The organism is Microbacterium sp. MMO-113, from assembly GCF_037148555.1.
Taxonomy (GTDB): domain Bacteria; phylum Actinomycetota; class Actinomycetes; order Actinomycetales; family Microbacteriaceae; genus Microbacterium.
In genome coordinates this window covers 769,869-784,728 of the sequence record NZ_JBBCTD010000001.1, presented here as the reverse complement: position 1 = coordinate 784,728, position 14,860 = coordinate 769,869, and the positions used below count along the sequence as shown (strand labels likewise).

The window sequence follows — 14,860 nt, the reverse complement described above, 5'->3', positions numbered from 1 at the left end:
CAGTGCTACAGTGCCTTCGCACCCATTCGGGCAAGGCACTTAGGGCGGCACACCGGCTAACAACCAGCGGGAAAGTCCTTCAGCGGTAGAGCGCAAACGTCGCTCCCGTAGAAGGAACTGAAATGCACGCCGAAGACATCATCAGCACGTCGATCATCGCGACCGTCACGCTCGAACAGGATGGCTCCTACTCGATCGGCATCGAGGATGCGAATGCGCCCGAGAACAGTGAAACGCGGTACCTCACTGGCGTGTCCGAAGGGATCATCTTCGATCCCGACTCGGCGGGGCGCGAGGTAGAGCGGTTGATCGTCGAACATCTCGTTGAGCCGCCGAGGGAATGGCGCAACAGCGCGGGTAAGACCGTCGCCTGAGCGAATCTGACTCCGGCCTACAACTCGCGACGGTCGATTTGCCGTTGTGGGTTGTAGGCCGTTGTCTCGTTGACGCTGGTAGGGCAGGTTACTGAGTCGCCAGCCCGGTCAGTGCCGACTTGATCTGCTGCGCCTTGTCGTGCGAGGTACGGAACTCGATGGTGTTGCCAGACGTGATCACGATCACCTTCGTGTTCACAGCCCCGTCCTTCTTCGTCTGAATGGACGTGATCTTCGACGCCGGAATCACCTCAGTTGCCTGAGTCTTGAACGAAGGACGCATCCAGATCAGGCTCAGGAACGCGGTGAACAGCGGGAGCACGAGGGCCGTGATGTTGTAGCCCATGCTGTGCGGTTCCATCGCCCACTCGATGCGGTTGCCGTAGATGTGAACGTCAGCGTTCTTCCCGCTGATGCGGCTCTTCGTGTGCAGGATCAAGTCGCTCATGGGCAAAGCATATCGGTAGCCATTCACGCTCTTACGCAGCCCTTCGAACGCTGGTCGGGTACCACCTGCCGCCCTTGGGCGAAGCGATGCCGGCCGAATTGAGGTCGTCAGCGATTGCCTGAAGGGTCAGCCCCTTGGCGCGCATCGCCGCTATCTGGCTAGCGACCTCGGCAGGGATAGCGGACGCAGGGCCGGGAACGATACCGCGCTCCTTCTTGGCGACGGCGAGAGCGGCCTTGGTGCGTTCTCCGATGATCTTCGCCTCCCACTCGGCGACCTGCATGAGAATCCCGGCGACGAGTTGGCCGGTCGCCGTGGTCATGTCGATGCCAAGGTCGAGGGCGATCAGACTCCAACCCTGCTTCGTCGCAGTTCGCAGAATGTTGCCGAAGTCCACGACAGAGCGAGACAACCGATCGAGCTTCGCGATCACGAGAGTGTCGTACTCCCCCGAGGCAAGGAGGCTTAGAGCCTGTTGAACGCCGTCGCGTCGGAGGGAGCGAGCGCTCTTACCGTGGTCAACGATGTAGTGGACGGTCCACCCGCGGCGCTCAGCCTCGCGTTCGATCACTTCTCGTTGAGCGTCAACGCCATAGTCCTGCCGATCCGTCGAGACTCGGAGATAGCCGATCACGTTCATGAGAGACCCGTGATCGCTTGCAGTGCTACTCGACGGGCATGCCGAACTTGCCCTGCGCGGCTCGATCGTCGAGCCACTTCTTGCAGAGGTGGCAGGTCACGTCGTCGGGGTTGTCCGAGGTCTCGTGAGGAGAGGTTGCGCCGCACGGCCAGTAGCCTGTGGTGCTGTTGAGATGAACCTTGTACATGGCGGCGTGCCCTCTCGTCGGTGCCTGCTGTCTGAATCCTACTCATGCGACGCGGCCTTCCATCAGGCAGTAGAGGTCACCCTCGACGTAGTGGATCACGGCTCCGCTGGTCGGGTGCACGCCTGTCCAGAGGTAATCCCCTTCCTCGAAGTCAACGCTCCAACCCGCGTCCATGATCGCGTCGGCAAGGGTGTCGTCAGCGCCGCCAGGAAAGAAGGCGTCTCCGCTGTTCTTCTGTTCGAAGGTATCGAGTACGAGCTTGACCCCGGCAAAGGTGGTCGGTCGCTCGGCACGGATACGTGCAAGGGTCTGGTCGTAGCGCGTCCAGTACAGATCGAGCGACATCAGTGGACCTCGATCATGTTCATGTGGACGACCATGAAGCTCTCGGCCTCGGCAGAGTGACCGGCAGCGCGTAGCTCTTCGTAAACTATCTGTCCGGCGCCCTGACCTGAGTCCTCTTCGTGGATCGCGGCAAGGAGTATCGCCAACTCGTTGAGCTGGTACTTCTTCAACGACTTGATGAGCTGTCGAGCAGACTCGCGAGTCTCGCGCTGAGGCAGGTGGTTCGTGCGACTGAATGGCGCTACAGATTCCATGAATTCATTCCTTCGTTAACGTCGTACAGGAATTGCGCAATGCAATTCCTGTTACAACAATTCAACCAGGAAGCATTGCCCATGTCAGGTTCGAGCGAACTCGATAAATCGCCTCTCATCAGGCGGTTAGGGCGTTGCTCTACGGCATCGACAGCGTCGCCCACAGTTGCCTCGGGTTGATCGATACCAACCCCGCGAAATGTCCCGTTAGATTGACGCTCAGCAACGTTCGTGGCAGGTCTGTCGTGATCCCGGCAGGTGGATTCACTGCCGTGCGTGCTCTAGAGAGGTCGTAGGTAGAGGTTTCGCCCTTGCTCTAGGGACGGATCTTTCAGTCAAATCGCCCTCAACGGTCCCGATTCGGTCCCTGAAAGTGCTTCTCTAGGCCTTTACCGCTCTTAGCTATCCCATTCGTAGGTGCCCAGACCTACGGTCGAAGTCGGGAAATTACAGCTCGTTTCGTACTTTGGAGCTACCTCGCTCTATATAAACGAGCTGTAATTATCGTCAACCAGTACGCCTAAGTTGACAATAATTACAGCTCGTTGATATTCAAGGGCGAGCGCGCTCTAGGGCGTCTCCACTTCCTGAGATTCGGCATCCACGGCGGCGAACAGGGTGGCGTGTGAGAGGGGCGCGTAGAACCCGTGCGTCGTGCGGTGGATTCGAAAGTCGTCAGCCAGTCTCTTCAAGTACGCGTTGATCGTTCCCGGCTTCTCTTCCTTGAAGATCGCGTGTAGCTCCGTGGGCTTCACGTTCCTGTCGAGAGCTTCGATGACCTTCTCGATCCCCCATTTGAGACCGTGCTGCTGCTCTCGCTTGTGGCTCTGTTCCTTCTCACGGTCCATCAGGTCGCCCACGGACAGATCAGAGACACCCATGTGGACGGCCAGACCAACCTGCGTTGTCCTGCCACCGGACACGGGGACTTCGACCGTCTGGACCTCGTAACGCCAGGAGCTACCGTCCTGTCCGTAGTTGAGCTTGTCGACAGTGATGATCCGATCCCCGGAGTCGTTGTCCTTCGCCATGATGATCAACGACCGCACGATGTCTCGCCAGGCGTGGGAACCCGACAGCATGTCCCCTACCGGTCCGCTGCCGCCCTTCCGGAAGTGGCCTACGACGATCACGGCAGCGTTCAGGCGACGAGCCATTGCCGCGATGGGATCGAGTGCCCTTCGGACCTCCTTGACGCGATCCGGGTTGCCCTCGATGAACGACACAATTGGGTCGATGATCAGGACTCGCGAACCGGTGTCGATCATCAGTCGCTCGATTTCTTCGAGGTCTTCGCTGAGGTCAAGGACAGTCTCCGTCTCTTCGCCGTTGACCTCGCTGTCGTAATGCACCTGGATCGCATGGACGTACCGCATATCAGCGCCAGCAGCCCTCAGTCTCGGCACGAGTTGGCGCTTCACGTCGTCCTCACCCGAGACGATCAGGACGCCCACCGGCCGGCCCTTCAGGTCGCCGTCCATGTCGCCGCGAGTCCACCGCGCAGTCTTCTCGGCAAGGACGGTGGACTTCGCGATTCCGGCTCGACCGGCGAGCGCCGTGATCGTGCCGAGTGGTACCGCGCTTGTCTCGGCCCACTCGGTGTAGTCGCCCTCCAGACCTTCGAGGGACAGCGCAGAGATTCGTCGGCGCGACGAGCCATGCTCCTTGCCCATCTGGTCCTTGAGGCTTCGAGCGAGGGACATGATCGAGTCTTCGGAGGGAGTACTCACGACTGATCTCCTTCCGTGAAGAGCCGACGTGCGGCATCGATGTACGGCGCGTACTCGCCGTGGATGAACTTGCGAGCGCTGGCGACTGCGACCTTGGCTTCCTCCCACGAGAACGGGTTCTCTCCTTGGAAGGTCGATTCCCACATGAGCCACGCCACTGCGAAACCTTCGAGTTCTCGACTTGGGCCGTGTCGTGCGAACCATCGAGACATGACCCGGTGACAGGTGTTGTTGCGCTCCAACGACCCGTCGTGGCCGGAGAAGCCGTACTTGACGTAGTAGGCGTCTGGTTCGAGCTTGTCGAGGTCTCCGAGCCGACGACCGTTCGCGCCGCGAGACCCGCCGTAACGCGCTCGACGCGCGCCCATCTCGGCAAGGAGCGTGGGAGGCGCGTAGGGAATCTCCCGGAGGTCGCCGCGGACGAGTTCGTAGCGGACCTCGGGACCGCCGTCCTCTGGGAACACGACGGAACCGGGAGCCACGACGAACCGGCCACCGTCTGCGAGTAGGTCCACCCAATCGAGCCAGGGAACCAACGACGTTAGGTTCCCTTCGTACCGGAAGTACAGGTGGTGACCGCGAGGCGTCGCGACCAGTGGGAAGGTCGGCCAATTGATCGCCAACCGTTCCTCGAGGTCGATCAAGGATCCGTAGCCGCCCGGCGACCACTCGGGAGCCTTCTTCGTGTCCGGGTCGATGACGCCGAAGCCCTCCCCCGTCCTGATGCCCCAGTTGCATCCGGGGAACTCGGCTCGCCAGGCTTCGATCTGGGCAGGGTTGCGGGTAGCTCGGTTCTGCCACCCGCTCACGAGAGGAATCTTGGTGCCGTAGCGGACTGGGAACACTCGGAACGGTGCGAGGTCAGACACTGTGACCACCTACCAGTGCTGAAAGACTCGCGAGCTGGAAACTCAGAACGAGAGCCCAACCCCAGGATTCATCCTCTGACCTGGTAAAATCGTTGTTGATCGGGTTGGCGGCTGGATCATCGAGAGAAGGGTCGCTTTGGGCAGCGGCCCTTTTCTCATGCAGGAGCGGCATTGGAGACCTCCAACCCGCGGAGGAACGCGACAGCGGCGTCCACGTACTCGTCCGGAATCACGACGGGAGCAGTCTCCTGCTCCGCCGGGGAGTTCATCGCTTGCCCCCGCGCTCGTAGCCACGGCGATACGGAGGCCACTTGGCGCGGTCCCGGAATCGCAACATCGCGGCGTCAAGCAGGACTTCGATCGGCGTCGAGAAGATCGCTTCGAGAGCATCTATCTCATCCGGCGACGGGTACCTGCGACCGTGAGCAATGAGGGTCAGATGAGTCTCAGTCAACCGCTCGTGCTCATCGGGGAGACGGCGATTCATCTCCGCAGTGAGGGTCTTGGTCGTCCAGTCGTGGAACGGAATGAACTTGGCGAGTTGCTGTCGTCGCTGTGGGAGTGCCACTGGGATCACCACCTATCGGTGTGATCGACCAGAGGTTCTGTCCGTGTGTACTAACCGGAGGTCCGAGCCTCGCCCGACTAGCTGAGTTGCTTCGCAGACTTGGAAGCAGAGATCAGATCGGCGCGTTCGCGATTGGTTCGATACAACAACAATATCAAGCTATTGCAACGAATTGTCGCCCGTTATCGATCCGTTTTGTTACACCAGTCCTAGCACTCGATCAACACCGACCGAGAGCGGTGAATCACTGTCTGAGCGTTGCTGAGCGTCAATCTGACGGGTTTTCTCGCAACCCTCGATCGATTCGATACCAGGAAATCTAAGCAACGCTGTCGTCGTGCTGCCGAATGTACGCAATCGCGTGTTCTCGACGCTTGAAGGATCGACAGAGGCAGTTGCGTGTGGCATGAGACGAGTCCGGACACTCCGGGGCGACAGCGAAGAAGGTCTGTCGGTACGTTCCCCAAGATTGACCACCTGCCGAACGCAAGCGCCAACCCTTCTCCCCAACCGCAGTGATCATCGACAGCCGTATTTCGCGTACTTCGAGTCGAGCCACGCACGCCACTCGCTCGGCGGCGCATCCGGCTCTGTAGGCATCGGCAGCGGGTTTCGCGCTCGATCTGGGGAGAACTCGGACTCAGGTACCCGGTCACTCATCGTAGGGATTCCTTCTCTGGATCGGATCGGCAGAGCCGCGGATACGACCGCGACCCGTCTCGGCGTCCGGCACGATCCGCGGTCCGTCGAAGCGTTCGAGCTTGGACATGTCCGAGACCGGAGGCAGGGATTCCTCCACGACCTCGGCGTCCTCGATCTGTTCGAACGCGTACGGGTCGTAGCCCTCGGGGACTTCAGTCAGGATGTGCTGCATGGTGACCTCCCACGGCTTGTCCTGCTTGTGCTCGATGGTCATTCCCTTGCCGAAGCCGGTGCGGTCGAGAACCATCGAGACGGCTCGGAGCTTGTCACCGTCCGACGTGCTCGGAGCTTCGAGAATCTTGTTGAGCTCAACGAGAGCAGGCATGATCATCGCCTGAAGCCGCTCCTGTGCTTTGCGCTGAATGTGCGCCGCAGCGCCGCCGTGCTTCTTGCAGACAGTGCCGCCCTTGATCGGTGCGAGCTTGCACTGCTCGCCGTTGCGCTTCGTGTACCGGCACCGCGGTGCGTCGATGCCGTCGAGTGCCTTCGCGATCACGTCGTTCGGCTTGTGCTTGCCGCCGCCGTGCGCCTGGCAGACCTTCGAACCGTGGACGGCCCATCGACGGCACGGGGTACCGGCTCGGGTGGTCGCGTTGCAGTGAACTCTGGACATTTCAGCCCCGACGCCCTCTGCGCGGCGTAGCGACTAGTTCAGCTTCGAACTGGTCCGAGAGGGCACGGACGCCAGGATCAGCGCTCACATGGGCACTGACGGCCGCGTGGAGGCGCTCAGAAATAGGTTCTACCTCGTTACGCAGCGCGCTTTCGAAGTTGCTCCGAAGCTCTGGATCGAAGCCAGCGCCCATCGGAGTCATGTTCTTGAAGTCGAGGACCGCACGCGCCGTTGCGATGTCCTGTCCTGAAAGAAGTGAGTTGATGAAAGACATTGGAGTGGCTCTCCCAATCTGTGGCTCTACGAGTGGTCAGGGCGCCGCGCCGGAGCCACACGGCACGGCGCCCTGGTTTGTTCCCAGCAGGCGAAGGAAGGAACCTGCCGGAAACGGAATGGCCTCGCTACGGCCAGGTCGGATTCACGTAGGACCCCGAAGCCTTGATCTGCATGACGGCAGCCGCGGAGCGCTCCCGCACTCCCACACCCATGCCGCGCTGGAAGTAGGCATTCCGGAGCGGGTGATTCTCGACCGTGATCAGTCGAAGGCCGCGCCACTCGGCGCTGACGTGCTCACGGACTGCGAGCGGATTCCGCACTGAGCCGGAGCCCGCTGTGGAGACCGCGATCACGTAGCCCGTCGGCACCTGATAGTCCTTGACGATCCAGGCATCGCCGTACGAACCCTCAATCGCCAGCGAGTTGTAGGTCGCGGGAGGGCGGTCGCCAACGATGGTCTCGTCGGTGAGGTACGCCGGAGCACCCTGAGCCGGGATGAAGTCGTACTTGGCGACAGCACCGTTTGCGTTCTCGACACCGCGACGCCACGTCGCGATTGCATCGGACTGGTCAGGGTGGACGAGCACGATCAGGCGCTCTCCCGAGTTGCGCAGTCCGAAGCCGTGCTCCTGAATGGTCGTGATGAGTGCCTCAACGTCCCCGGAGTCGAGGGTCGCGGCCCCTGACACCAGGTAGTGGGAATGTCCAGACGAGAAGGTCTTGCCACCGAAAGACGGCGGAACCTCGCCGGTCGAGCCGTCCCACAGGTCGAAGATCTCCACGCCGTTCTCATTCACGTCACGGGATCCCAAAGGGGTCCGGTTCGTGAGAGCCTGCATAGTCAGTCGAAAGACCATGCGGTTGTCGGCATCGAGGACGCTCTGGAACTGGAGGTCCACCTGCTCACGGGAGGCGTCTCGCAGGAACGACTGCGTGTAGCGGGTCGATAGGTCCTTCCACTCAAGCGGGAGACCCATGCGGAAGTAGTCGATACCACGTCGCTGCGACTTCGGTACACCGAACTCACTCGACGGCTCGAAGTCCTCGCCCTTGCCCGGTTCCTTAGGAAGCTGGAAGAAGGAGTCAGTCGTTGCAGACGTGAAGAGCGCCGCGAAGACATTGCGCTGACGGTTCCACTCAGTCAGCGCGTCGATGTACTCGCGGTAGATGTCGATCAACGGGTAACCGTCCGCGGTGCGCGTCAGGATATCCGCAGCGACGTTGAAGCCTCGGTCGGCTCCGTAGATGTCACGGATCAGAAGGTCCATGGCAACTCCAATCGTTGAGATGGGTTGCGCGACCACGGGTCGAGCTGGATGACACCGGCTGACGAGTCCAGGAGGGGGGCTAGGCTCAACCTCTCCGCTCTGCGGTTCCACGGTCGACCACTGGTTGTTCCGTTGCAATTGATTGTACTAGGACATGGATCTAGCTGTCAGGAATCTTTTGGTATTGAAGTTCGACAACTTGATTCGTCCAGGAAGAGGACGCCCCGATGCGCCCGGGCGACCGCGCCGGGACGTGCCGTCCGCGATCCGCCTCCCACCATCGCCGCCACCGAGGCGCTGTGGTGCGGAGCGACCAGCGGGGGCTGGTGGTCGAGTCCGGTCACGGCCTCGCCGCAGAGGGAGCGGACCGAGGCCACCTCGATCGCCTCCTCCTCGGTCAGCGGCGGCATGATGCCGGGCAGGCGCCCCGCGAGCATGGTCTTCCCTGCTCCCGGCGGACCGCTCAGGAGCATGTTGTGGCCACCGGCGGCAGCGACGATGAGCGCCTCGACGGCTTCCTCCTGCCCGAGGACGTCACTCAGGTCGCGCTCGTCCGCCTTCTCCTCCGGCGGCTGTGGCCCCGGAACCGGCTCGACATCGGGCACCTCGACGTCCGCGCCGTGCCAGGCGGCGACCTCCGCGAGCGACGCGGCGGCACGCACCTCCACGCCGGCGACGAGAATCGCTTCGGCCGCATTGCCGTGCGGCACGATCACGCGGTGGAAGCCGGCGCGAGCGGCGGCGAAGACGGCCGGCAGCACGCCCGGGACGGGACGCAGCCTCCCGTCCAGCCCGAGTTCTCCCAGATGCACGGTCTGCCGGACCGCGCGATGGGCGATCGCGTCGCCAGCGGCCAGGCAGGCCACCGCGATCGCCAGGTCGAAGGCGGCCCCGTGCTTCGGCAGACTCGCCGGCGAGAGGTTGACGGTCAGCCGTCGCCGCGGCAGCGGGAGGTCGGAGTTCTCGCAGGCGTTGTGCACGCGCTGCACGGCCTCGCCGAGGGACTTGTCCGGGAGGCCGATGATCCGGAACTCCGGCGTCTGCGCGGAGAGGTCGGCCTCGACCTCGACGACATGCCCCTCGGCCCCGGTGAGCGCCACGGACCAGGTACGCGCCGTTCTCATGCGATGTCCTCGAGGTGCTCGACCGAGGCCGTCGCCGAGGTCGCGCCGATGATGCCGACCGCTTCCACCCGGAGGGTCCGTCCGCGCGCCAGCTCGGGGTGTGCCGCACGCCAGGCATAGGCGAGTCGCCACAGCCGGCGCCGCTTGCGGTCGTCGATCGCATCGAACGGGTGCCCGAACGCCGCTGACCGCCGCGTCTTGACCTCGACCACCGCGACATGGGGGCCGATGATCGCGACGATGTCCAGCTCCCCCTGGGGACACCGCCAGTTGCGGTCGACGATCCGATACCCGCGCTTCGTCAGATAATCCGCTGCCTGCTGCTCCCCGGCTCGCCCGAGGTCGTCTTTCGCTGCCATCCCGACAGGATGGACGTCAGCACTCCGTCACCGTCGTGGTCCCACGCGAACAGTTCAGAGGTTGTGGAAACGACGAAAAATGCCGCCGCTGTGCAGGAACAGCGTGCCGCGTCACTCTCCGTCGAGGGAGAGCTCCTGCGGCAGTTCGAACTCGCGGCGCTGCAGCTCCTCGACGTTCACGTCCTTGAACGTGAGCACCCGGACGGCCTTGACGAAGCGGTCGGCCCGGTAGATGTCCCACACCCACACGTCGCTCATGGAGATCTCGAAGTAGAAGTCGTGCTCGGTGTCCCGTCGCACGACGTTGACCTCGTTGGCCAGGTAGAAGCGACGCTCGGTCTCCACGACGTACTGGAACTGAGAGACGACGTCGCGGTACTCGCGGAACAGCGCGAGCTCGAGCTCGCGGTCGTAGTCGTCGAAGGCTTCCTCATCCATGATGAGTCCATCCTATGGTCGCCGGACGCTGGGCGCGGCATCCCGGCCGTGACCGCTCAGAAGAGCGTCGGTGCGTCGGCGATCGCCCAGGAGGACCGGTGGAACGGCGAGAGGCCGAACGAGCGGATCGCCTCCCGGTGCTCGGGACTCGCGTACCCCTTGTTGCGGTCCCACTGATAGTCGCGATGGTCCTCGTGCAGCTCCGCCATGAGACCGTCTCTCGCGACCTTCGCGATCACCGAGGCCGCGGACACCGAGGCGCAGTCGCGGTCGGCCTTGATGACGGGGCGCACCCGCAGCGGCACCGGATGCACACGCGAGACGTAGTCGTGGTTGCCGTCGAGCAGGACCAGGGCGTTCTCGAGCGTAGCCCCCTGCGCGACGACCGCCTCCACGGCCCGCGAGGCGGCAAGGCCCAGGGCCCGCATGATCCCGACCTCGTCGACCTCCGCCGCGGTCGCCCAGCCGACGGCCGAGGCCTGCACCCAGGAGGCCGCCCGGGCGGCGACGTCGGGGCGCCGACGCTCGGGGACCAGCTTCGAGTCGCGCAGGCCCTCCGGAACCCGACGGCGGGCGCCTTTGGCGTCCATCACGGCTGCCCCGACGGCCACCGGTCCCGCCAATGCGCCGCGGCCGACCTCATCGAGGGCGATGATCAGGTCGCACTCCCCCAGGAGCTTCCGCTCCAGGGTCAGTCGGGGCGTGATGACGGTCATTCGGGATCCGGGACCCCGTTGAAGATCTCGTGATGGCCGTCGATCGGTCCGAATCGGTCGAGCGGCCACGTCGTCAGGAACGCCTTGCCCACGATGTTCGACACGGGGACGAATCCGCCGCTGGGCAACTCCTGATGTGCGCGCGCGTCACGGGACCGGTCGCGGTTGTCACCCAGCAGCCACACGGAGTCCTCGGGGACGACGACATCGAACGGCTCGTTCGACGCCGCGGTGTCGCCCTCGGGGAGATTCAGGTAACTCAACTCGTCGATCGGCGCCCCGTTGATGGTGATCTGCCCCAACGCGTTGCAGCACACCACGTGATCGCCTTCGACCCCGATCACCCGCTTGACGAGATGGTCCTGCGTGTCGGTGGCCGAGATGCCCACGAAAGTGAGCACCCAGTCGACGGCCTGGACCAGCGGCGGCTGTGCCGGGGTCTGCGGCATCGGGTCGAGCCAGCCCCCCGGGTCCTTGAAGACGACGATGTCGCCGCGCTCGTAGCCGGTCCAGCGCGGCGTCAGCTCGTCGACGAGGATGCGGTCGTCGATCAGCAGCGTCCGCTCCATGGAGGCCGACGGGATGTAGAACGAGCGCACGACGAACGTCTTGATGACGAAGGACACCAGCGCGGCGATGACCACGATGACCAGAACGTCGCGGAGGAAGACCAGGAACCCGCGCCGCCGTCGTGTCGGGCGTGCGGACGGAGAGTCAGTCATCTGGTTCCTTCTCGAAGAGTGCACCGCGAGCGCACGGCAGTAACAAGGTTCGCACACCGGGGGCGGAACGAAAGCACCCCGGGACATCGTGTCCCGGGGTGCTGTGAAGAAGCTTCGCGTCAGTTGTTGACGCGCTTCTCCTTGATCTTCGCCTTCTTGCCGCGGAGCTCACGCAGGTAGTAGAGCTTGGCGCGACGCACGTCACCGCGGGTGACGACCTCGATGTGGTCGATCACCGGGGAGTGCACGGGGAAGGTACGCTCGACACCCACCTGGAAGCTGATCTTCCGGACGGTGAAGGTCTCGCGGACGCTGTCACCCTGGCGGCCGATGACGACGCCCTGGAAGACCTGGATACGGGAGCGGTTGCCCTCGGTGATGTTGACGTGCACCTTGACGGTGTCACCGGGGAAGAACTCGGGGATGTCGGAACGGAGCGAAGCCGCGTCGACGGCGTCGAGGATCTGCATGATCGTCTCTCTCTGCACTCGCCTCAGGTCGGATGCACGGATTAGGAAGGAACAAGAATGGGAGTGTGCCGAACGGCGCTGACGCGTCCGCGGGCTCCCCTGGGGCAGAGCCGGTCACGGCACAAACAACCATTCTGCCACGGATGGCAGGCCCAGCCAAAACGTCAGGTCAGAGCCGATCGTCGGTCTCCCGCACCACGATGACCTCATGCACGCTCGTCTGCGGGCTCTCGGCGCGCGGCGGCGTCATCGTCGACCAGGAGATGGTCTCGCGGATCCGCGACCCGCTCCCCCGCACCTCGTTCCAGAGCAGCCACAGCTGCAGCCAGACCAGAGCGATGCCCACGACGATGGCGGCCGCGAGCAGCCAGCCGAAAGCCCCGTCGATGAAGAAGCCGACCGCGATCGTGAGCGCGTGCCAGAGCCCGAACCCGGCGACGTCCCACCACGACACGGCGCGCTCGGCGCGGACGGACGGGCGGGAGCGCGTCAGCAGCGTGAGCAGGAGCTGTCCTACGAACACCGAGGGCATCGCGATGAGCAGTACCCAGAGGATCGACCAGCCGCCCTGGAAGACGGCCCAGCCGATGAGAAGCCACAGCGGCAGGAGGAACGCCGACGGCAGCAGCCAGCGGAAGAAGGCCTGTCGGATCCACATGCTCCGATGCTACGGCGACCGCGGCGGCGCGTCACGGGTGTTCGCTGAGAGCGGCAGGCGCCTGGCACCTGTGCGATCAGGGAGAATGGAGGACGACGAGAGGACACTGATGATCGAACTGCGCACCCCTGCCGAGATCGATGAGATGCGCGCGGCAGGCCGGTTCGTCGCCGAGACGCTGGCGACCCTGCGCGACGAGACGAAGGTCGGCACCAACCTCCTGGCGATCGACCGCCGGGCCCACGACATGATCCGCAAGGCCGGCGCCGAGTCCTGCTACATCGACTACCACCCCTCCTTCGGGGCGAGCCCCTTCGGCAAGGTCATCTGCACCTCGGTGAACGACGCCGTGCTGCACGGCCTCCCGCACGACTACACGCTCCGGGACGGCGACCTCGTCACCCTCGACTTCGCCGTCTCGGTCGATGGCTGGGTCGCGGACTCCGCCGTCTCCTTCGTGGTCGGCACGCCGAAGGAGGAGGACCTGCGCCTCATCGACACCACGGAGCGCGCGCTGGCCGCCGCGATCGAGACCTCGGTGGTCGGCAACCGCATCGGCGACATCTCCGCCGCGATCGCGGACGTCGCCCACGGCGAGGGGTACTCCATCAACACCGACTTCGGCGGGCACGGCGTGGGCCGCACGATGCACGGCGACCCTCATGTGGCGAACGACGGCCGCGCAGGACGCGGTTTCCCGCTCCGAGCCGGCCTCGTGCTCGCCCTGGAGCCGTGGTTCCTCGCGACGACGGACGAGCTGATCACCGACCCCGACGGGTGGACGCTGCGCAGCGCGGACGGCTCCCGCGGCGCGCACTCCGAGCACACCATCGCCATCACCGAGGACGGTCCGATCATCCTGACGGATCGCTCGTTCCTCGGCGTCGACTGACTCCGGTCGCGGGGTCGGCGCGCTCCCAGGACGCGACCGGCCCGGGCACGACGACGAACAGCGGGTGCGCCTCCGGGAGCTCCACAGACCCGTGTCGGCTGAGCACGTCCGGGCTGCGCTCGGCGAGCTTCGCCCGCAGATGCTCCCACTCGCGTGCCAGCTGACCCGTGGTGACCGGGATCGACGGCACCGCCGACTCCGCGCGCCGGATCCGCGTGCGGTCGAAACGGTAGCCGCGCTCGTCCGCCTCGTCAGCGACACCTGCCAGGTACGCGCCCACCGCGGCCACGGGATCGGCCGTCGCCCGGAAGCGCTCGAGCTGCGGATGCCGCTGATACCCCTTCGTGGCGTCGGCGAGCACCGCCTGGGCGAGGAGGGTCTCCCGCCAACAGGCGACGAGCCCCTGACGGTCGAGGTACTCCGGATGCAGCGACCAGATCCTCATGCCCGGCGGTAGCGGAACACGTCGGTGAGGTGGGGCAGATCGAACTCCGCCTCTCCCCGCGTCTCGTCCGCGCCGTCCAGCACCGCCTCCAGGTCTGCCACCATCGCCGCACGCTCCGCATCGTCCGCCACGAGGAAGCTGCTCACCGTGCCCCACCGTCGGAGGTAGTCCTCGCGGGAGATCCGCTCCGTCCAGCGCACCTCCTCGTGGACATCCAGGACGAAACCGGGGAGATCCGCGGCCGACGCGGAGGTGTCGTCGTCTGCGCCGACCGCAGGATGGGCCACCCGGTGACACGCGAGATCCCAGGCACAGGCGGGGTCGGCACGATTCCACAGCAGCCCGAGCGTGCCGTGAGGGACGAGCGTGCGGGCGATCTCGGCCGCCGCCGCGTCCCGATCGAACCAGTGGAACGCCTGCGCGACGCTGACGGCATCGACGGAGCCGTCCGGCACGGGGATGCTCTCCGCGGTCCCCGGCCGCGCATCGACCGTCGGCAACGTCCGCGCGAGCACGGCGAGCATCGGCGCGGAGGGCTCGACCGCGATCACCCGCGCCGCGCGCGCGACGAGCAAGCCCGTGAACTTCCCGGTGCCGGCACCGAGGTCAAGCGCCGTGGCCACCCGGTCCGGAACGATGATGTCGGCCGCACGCTCCGGGAACCCCGGTCGGTAGCGGTCATACTCCTCACCGATGCCCTCGAACGATCGCGCGCGTGTCACATCCACCATGCCTCGACGCTAACAGCAGTCGTCGCGGCGG

Annotated in this window: 21 protein-coding genes; 2 read left to right on the top strand and 19 right to left on the bottom strand. The window is 64.6% G+C overall.

Annotation, left to right across the window (positions count from 1 at the left end; genetic code table 11):
- The first annotated feature begins 122 nt into the window (after nucleotides 1-122).
- On the top strand, nucleotides 123-374 hold the full coding sequence (locus tag WFJ36_RS03730; RefSeq protein WP_336642675.1) for a hypothetical protein: 252 nt from the start codon (nucleotides 123-125) through the stop codon (nucleotides 372-374).
- Between the two features lie 88 nt (nucleotides 375-462).
- On the opposite strand, the gene WFJ36_RS03725 is transcribed toward WFJ36_RS03730, so the two are convergent.
- From WFJ36_RS03725 to WFJ36_RS03645, 17 genes are all read right to left on the bottom strand, one after another.
- On the bottom strand, nucleotides 463-822 hold the full coding sequence (locus WFJ36_RS03725; RefSeq protein WP_336642674.1) for a hypothetical protein: 360 nt from the start codon (nucleotides 820-822) through the stop codon (nucleotides 463-465).
- 31 nt (nucleotides 823-853) lie between these two features.
- A complete protein-coding gene (locus WFJ36_RS03720; protein WP_336642673.1) occupies nucleotides 854-1,462 on the bottom strand; it encodes a recombinase family protein in 609 nt (202 codons plus the stop codon).
- Between the two features lie 25 nt (nucleotides 1,463-1,487).
- The gene (locus tag WFJ36_RS03715) at nucleotides 1,488-1,649 is read right to left on the bottom strand and encodes a hypothetical protein (protein WP_336642672.1); all 162 of its coding nucleotides are present in this window, start codon (nucleotides 1,647-1,649) and stop codon (nucleotides 1,488-1,490) included.
- A 42-nt stretch (nucleotides 1,650-1,691) separates the two neighbouring features.
- Entirely contained in the window at nucleotides 1,692-1,994 is a 303-nt protein-coding gene (locus WFJ36_RS03710; protein ID WP_336642671.1) for a hypothetical protein, read from the bottom strand.
- The gene (locus WFJ36_RS03705) at nucleotides 1,994-2,248 is read right to left on the bottom strand and encodes a hypothetical protein (protein WP_336642670.1); all 255 of its coding nucleotides are present in this window, start codon (nucleotides 2,246-2,248) and stop codon (nucleotides 1,994-1,996) included. Before WFJ36_RS03705 ends, WFJ36_RS03710 begins: the two co-directional genes overlap by 1 nt.
- Before the next feature lie 569 nt (nucleotides 2,249-2,817).
- Entirely contained in the window at nucleotides 2,818-3,978 is a 1,161-nt protein-coding gene (locus tag WFJ36_RS03700) for an AAA family ATPase (RefSeq protein WP_336642669.1), read from the bottom strand.
- A complete protein-coding gene (locus WFJ36_RS03695; protein ID WP_336642668.1) occupies nucleotides 3,975-4,847 on the bottom strand; it encodes a bifunctional DNA primase/polymerase in 873 nt (290 codons plus the stop codon). Before WFJ36_RS03695 ends, WFJ36_RS03700 begins: the two co-directional genes overlap by 4 nt.
- 265 nt (nucleotides 4,848-5,112) lie before the next feature.
- On the bottom strand, nucleotides 5,113-5,415 hold the full coding sequence (locus tag WFJ36_RS03690) for a hypothetical protein (protein WP_336642667.1): 303 nt from the start codon (nucleotides 5,413-5,415) through the stop codon (nucleotides 5,113-5,115).
- 652 nt (nucleotides 5,416-6,067) lie between these two features.
- Nucleotides 6,068-6,730 (bottom strand): hypothetical protein, encoded by a 663-nt coding sequence (locus WFJ36_RS03685; protein WP_336642666.1) that lies wholly within the window; start codon nucleotides 6,728-6,730, stop codon nucleotides 6,068-6,070.
- Nucleotides 6,731-7,131: 401 nt separating this feature from the next.
- Nucleotides 7,132-8,310: a hypothetical protein gene (locus tag WFJ36_RS03680; RefSeq protein ID WP_336642665.1), complete on the bottom strand. Its 1,179-nt coding sequence runs from the start codon at nucleotides 8,308-8,310 to the stop codon at nucleotides 7,132-7,134.
- 131 nt (nucleotides 8,311-8,441) lie between these two features.
- The gene (locus WFJ36_RS03675; protein WP_336642664.1) at nucleotides 8,442-9,398 is read right to left on the bottom strand and encodes a YifB family Mg chelatase-like AAA ATPase; all 957 of its coding nucleotides are present in this window, start codon (nucleotides 9,396-9,398) and stop codon (nucleotides 8,442-8,444) included.
- On the bottom strand, nucleotides 9,395-9,757 hold the full coding sequence (locus WFJ36_RS03670; RefSeq protein ID WP_336642663.1) for a YraN family protein: 363 nt from the start codon (nucleotides 9,755-9,757) through the stop codon (nucleotides 9,395-9,397). Before WFJ36_RS03670 ends, WFJ36_RS03675 begins: the two co-directional genes overlap by 4 nt.
- A gap of 111 nt (nucleotides 9,758-9,868) precedes the next feature.
- A complete protein-coding gene (locus WFJ36_RS03665; RefSeq protein WP_017204525.1) occupies nucleotides 9,869-10,195 on the bottom strand; it encodes a DUF2469 family protein in 327 nt (108 codons plus the stop codon).
- 56 nt (nucleotides 10,196-10,251) lie between these two features.
- A complete protein-coding gene (locus WFJ36_RS03660; protein WP_336642662.1) occupies nucleotides 10,252-10,911 on the bottom strand; it encodes a ribonuclease HII in 660 nt (219 codons plus the stop codon).
- A complete protein-coding gene (gene lepB, locus WFJ36_RS03655) occupies nucleotides 10,908-11,633 on the bottom strand; it encodes a signal peptidase I (protein WP_071328532.1) in 726 nt (241 codons plus the stop codon). Before lepB ends, WFJ36_RS03660 begins: the two co-directional genes overlap by 4 nt.
- A 119-nt stretch (nucleotides 11,634-11,752) precedes the next feature.
- Nucleotides 11,753-12,103, bottom strand: a complete 351-nt coding sequence (rplS, locus tag WFJ36_RS03650) for a 50S ribosomal protein L19 (RefSeq protein WP_025103348.1) — start codon at nucleotides 12,101-12,103, stop codon at nucleotides 11,753-11,755.
- 169 nt (nucleotides 12,104-12,272) lie between these two features.
- Nucleotides 12,273-12,761: an MFS transporter permease gene (locus tag WFJ36_RS03645; RefSeq protein WP_336642661.1), complete on the bottom strand. Its 489-nt coding sequence runs from the start codon at nucleotides 12,759-12,761 to the stop codon at nucleotides 12,273-12,275.
- Between the two features lie 109 nt (nucleotides 12,762-12,870).
- Between WFJ36_RS03645 and map the strand changes: the two genes are divergently transcribed.
- Nucleotides 12,871-13,653, top strand: coding sequence for a type I methionyl aminopeptidase (map, locus tag WFJ36_RS03640; protein WP_071328753.1), 783 nt, complete (start codon nucleotides 12,871-12,873; stop codon nucleotides 13,651-13,653).
- Here map and WFJ36_RS03635 read toward each other — a convergent pair.
- Together WFJ36_RS03635 and WFJ36_RS03630 are read right to left on the bottom strand one after the other, a co-directional pair.
- Nucleotides 13,616-14,098: a pyrimidine dimer DNA glycosylase/endonuclease V gene (locus tag WFJ36_RS03635; RefSeq protein WP_336642660.1), complete on the bottom strand. Its 483-nt coding sequence runs from the start codon at nucleotides 14,096-14,098 to the stop codon at nucleotides 13,616-13,618. The two genes, map and WFJ36_RS03635, sit on opposite strands and share 38 nt — an antisense overlap.
- Nucleotides 14,095-14,829, bottom strand: coding sequence for a class I SAM-dependent methyltransferase (locus WFJ36_RS03630; protein ID WP_071328529.1), 735 nt, complete (start codon nucleotides 14,827-14,829; stop codon nucleotides 14,095-14,097). The genes WFJ36_RS03635 and WFJ36_RS03630 overlap by 4 nt, the downstream gene beginning before the upstream one ends.
- Between the last annotated feature and the right edge of the window lie 31 nt (nucleotides 14,830-14,860).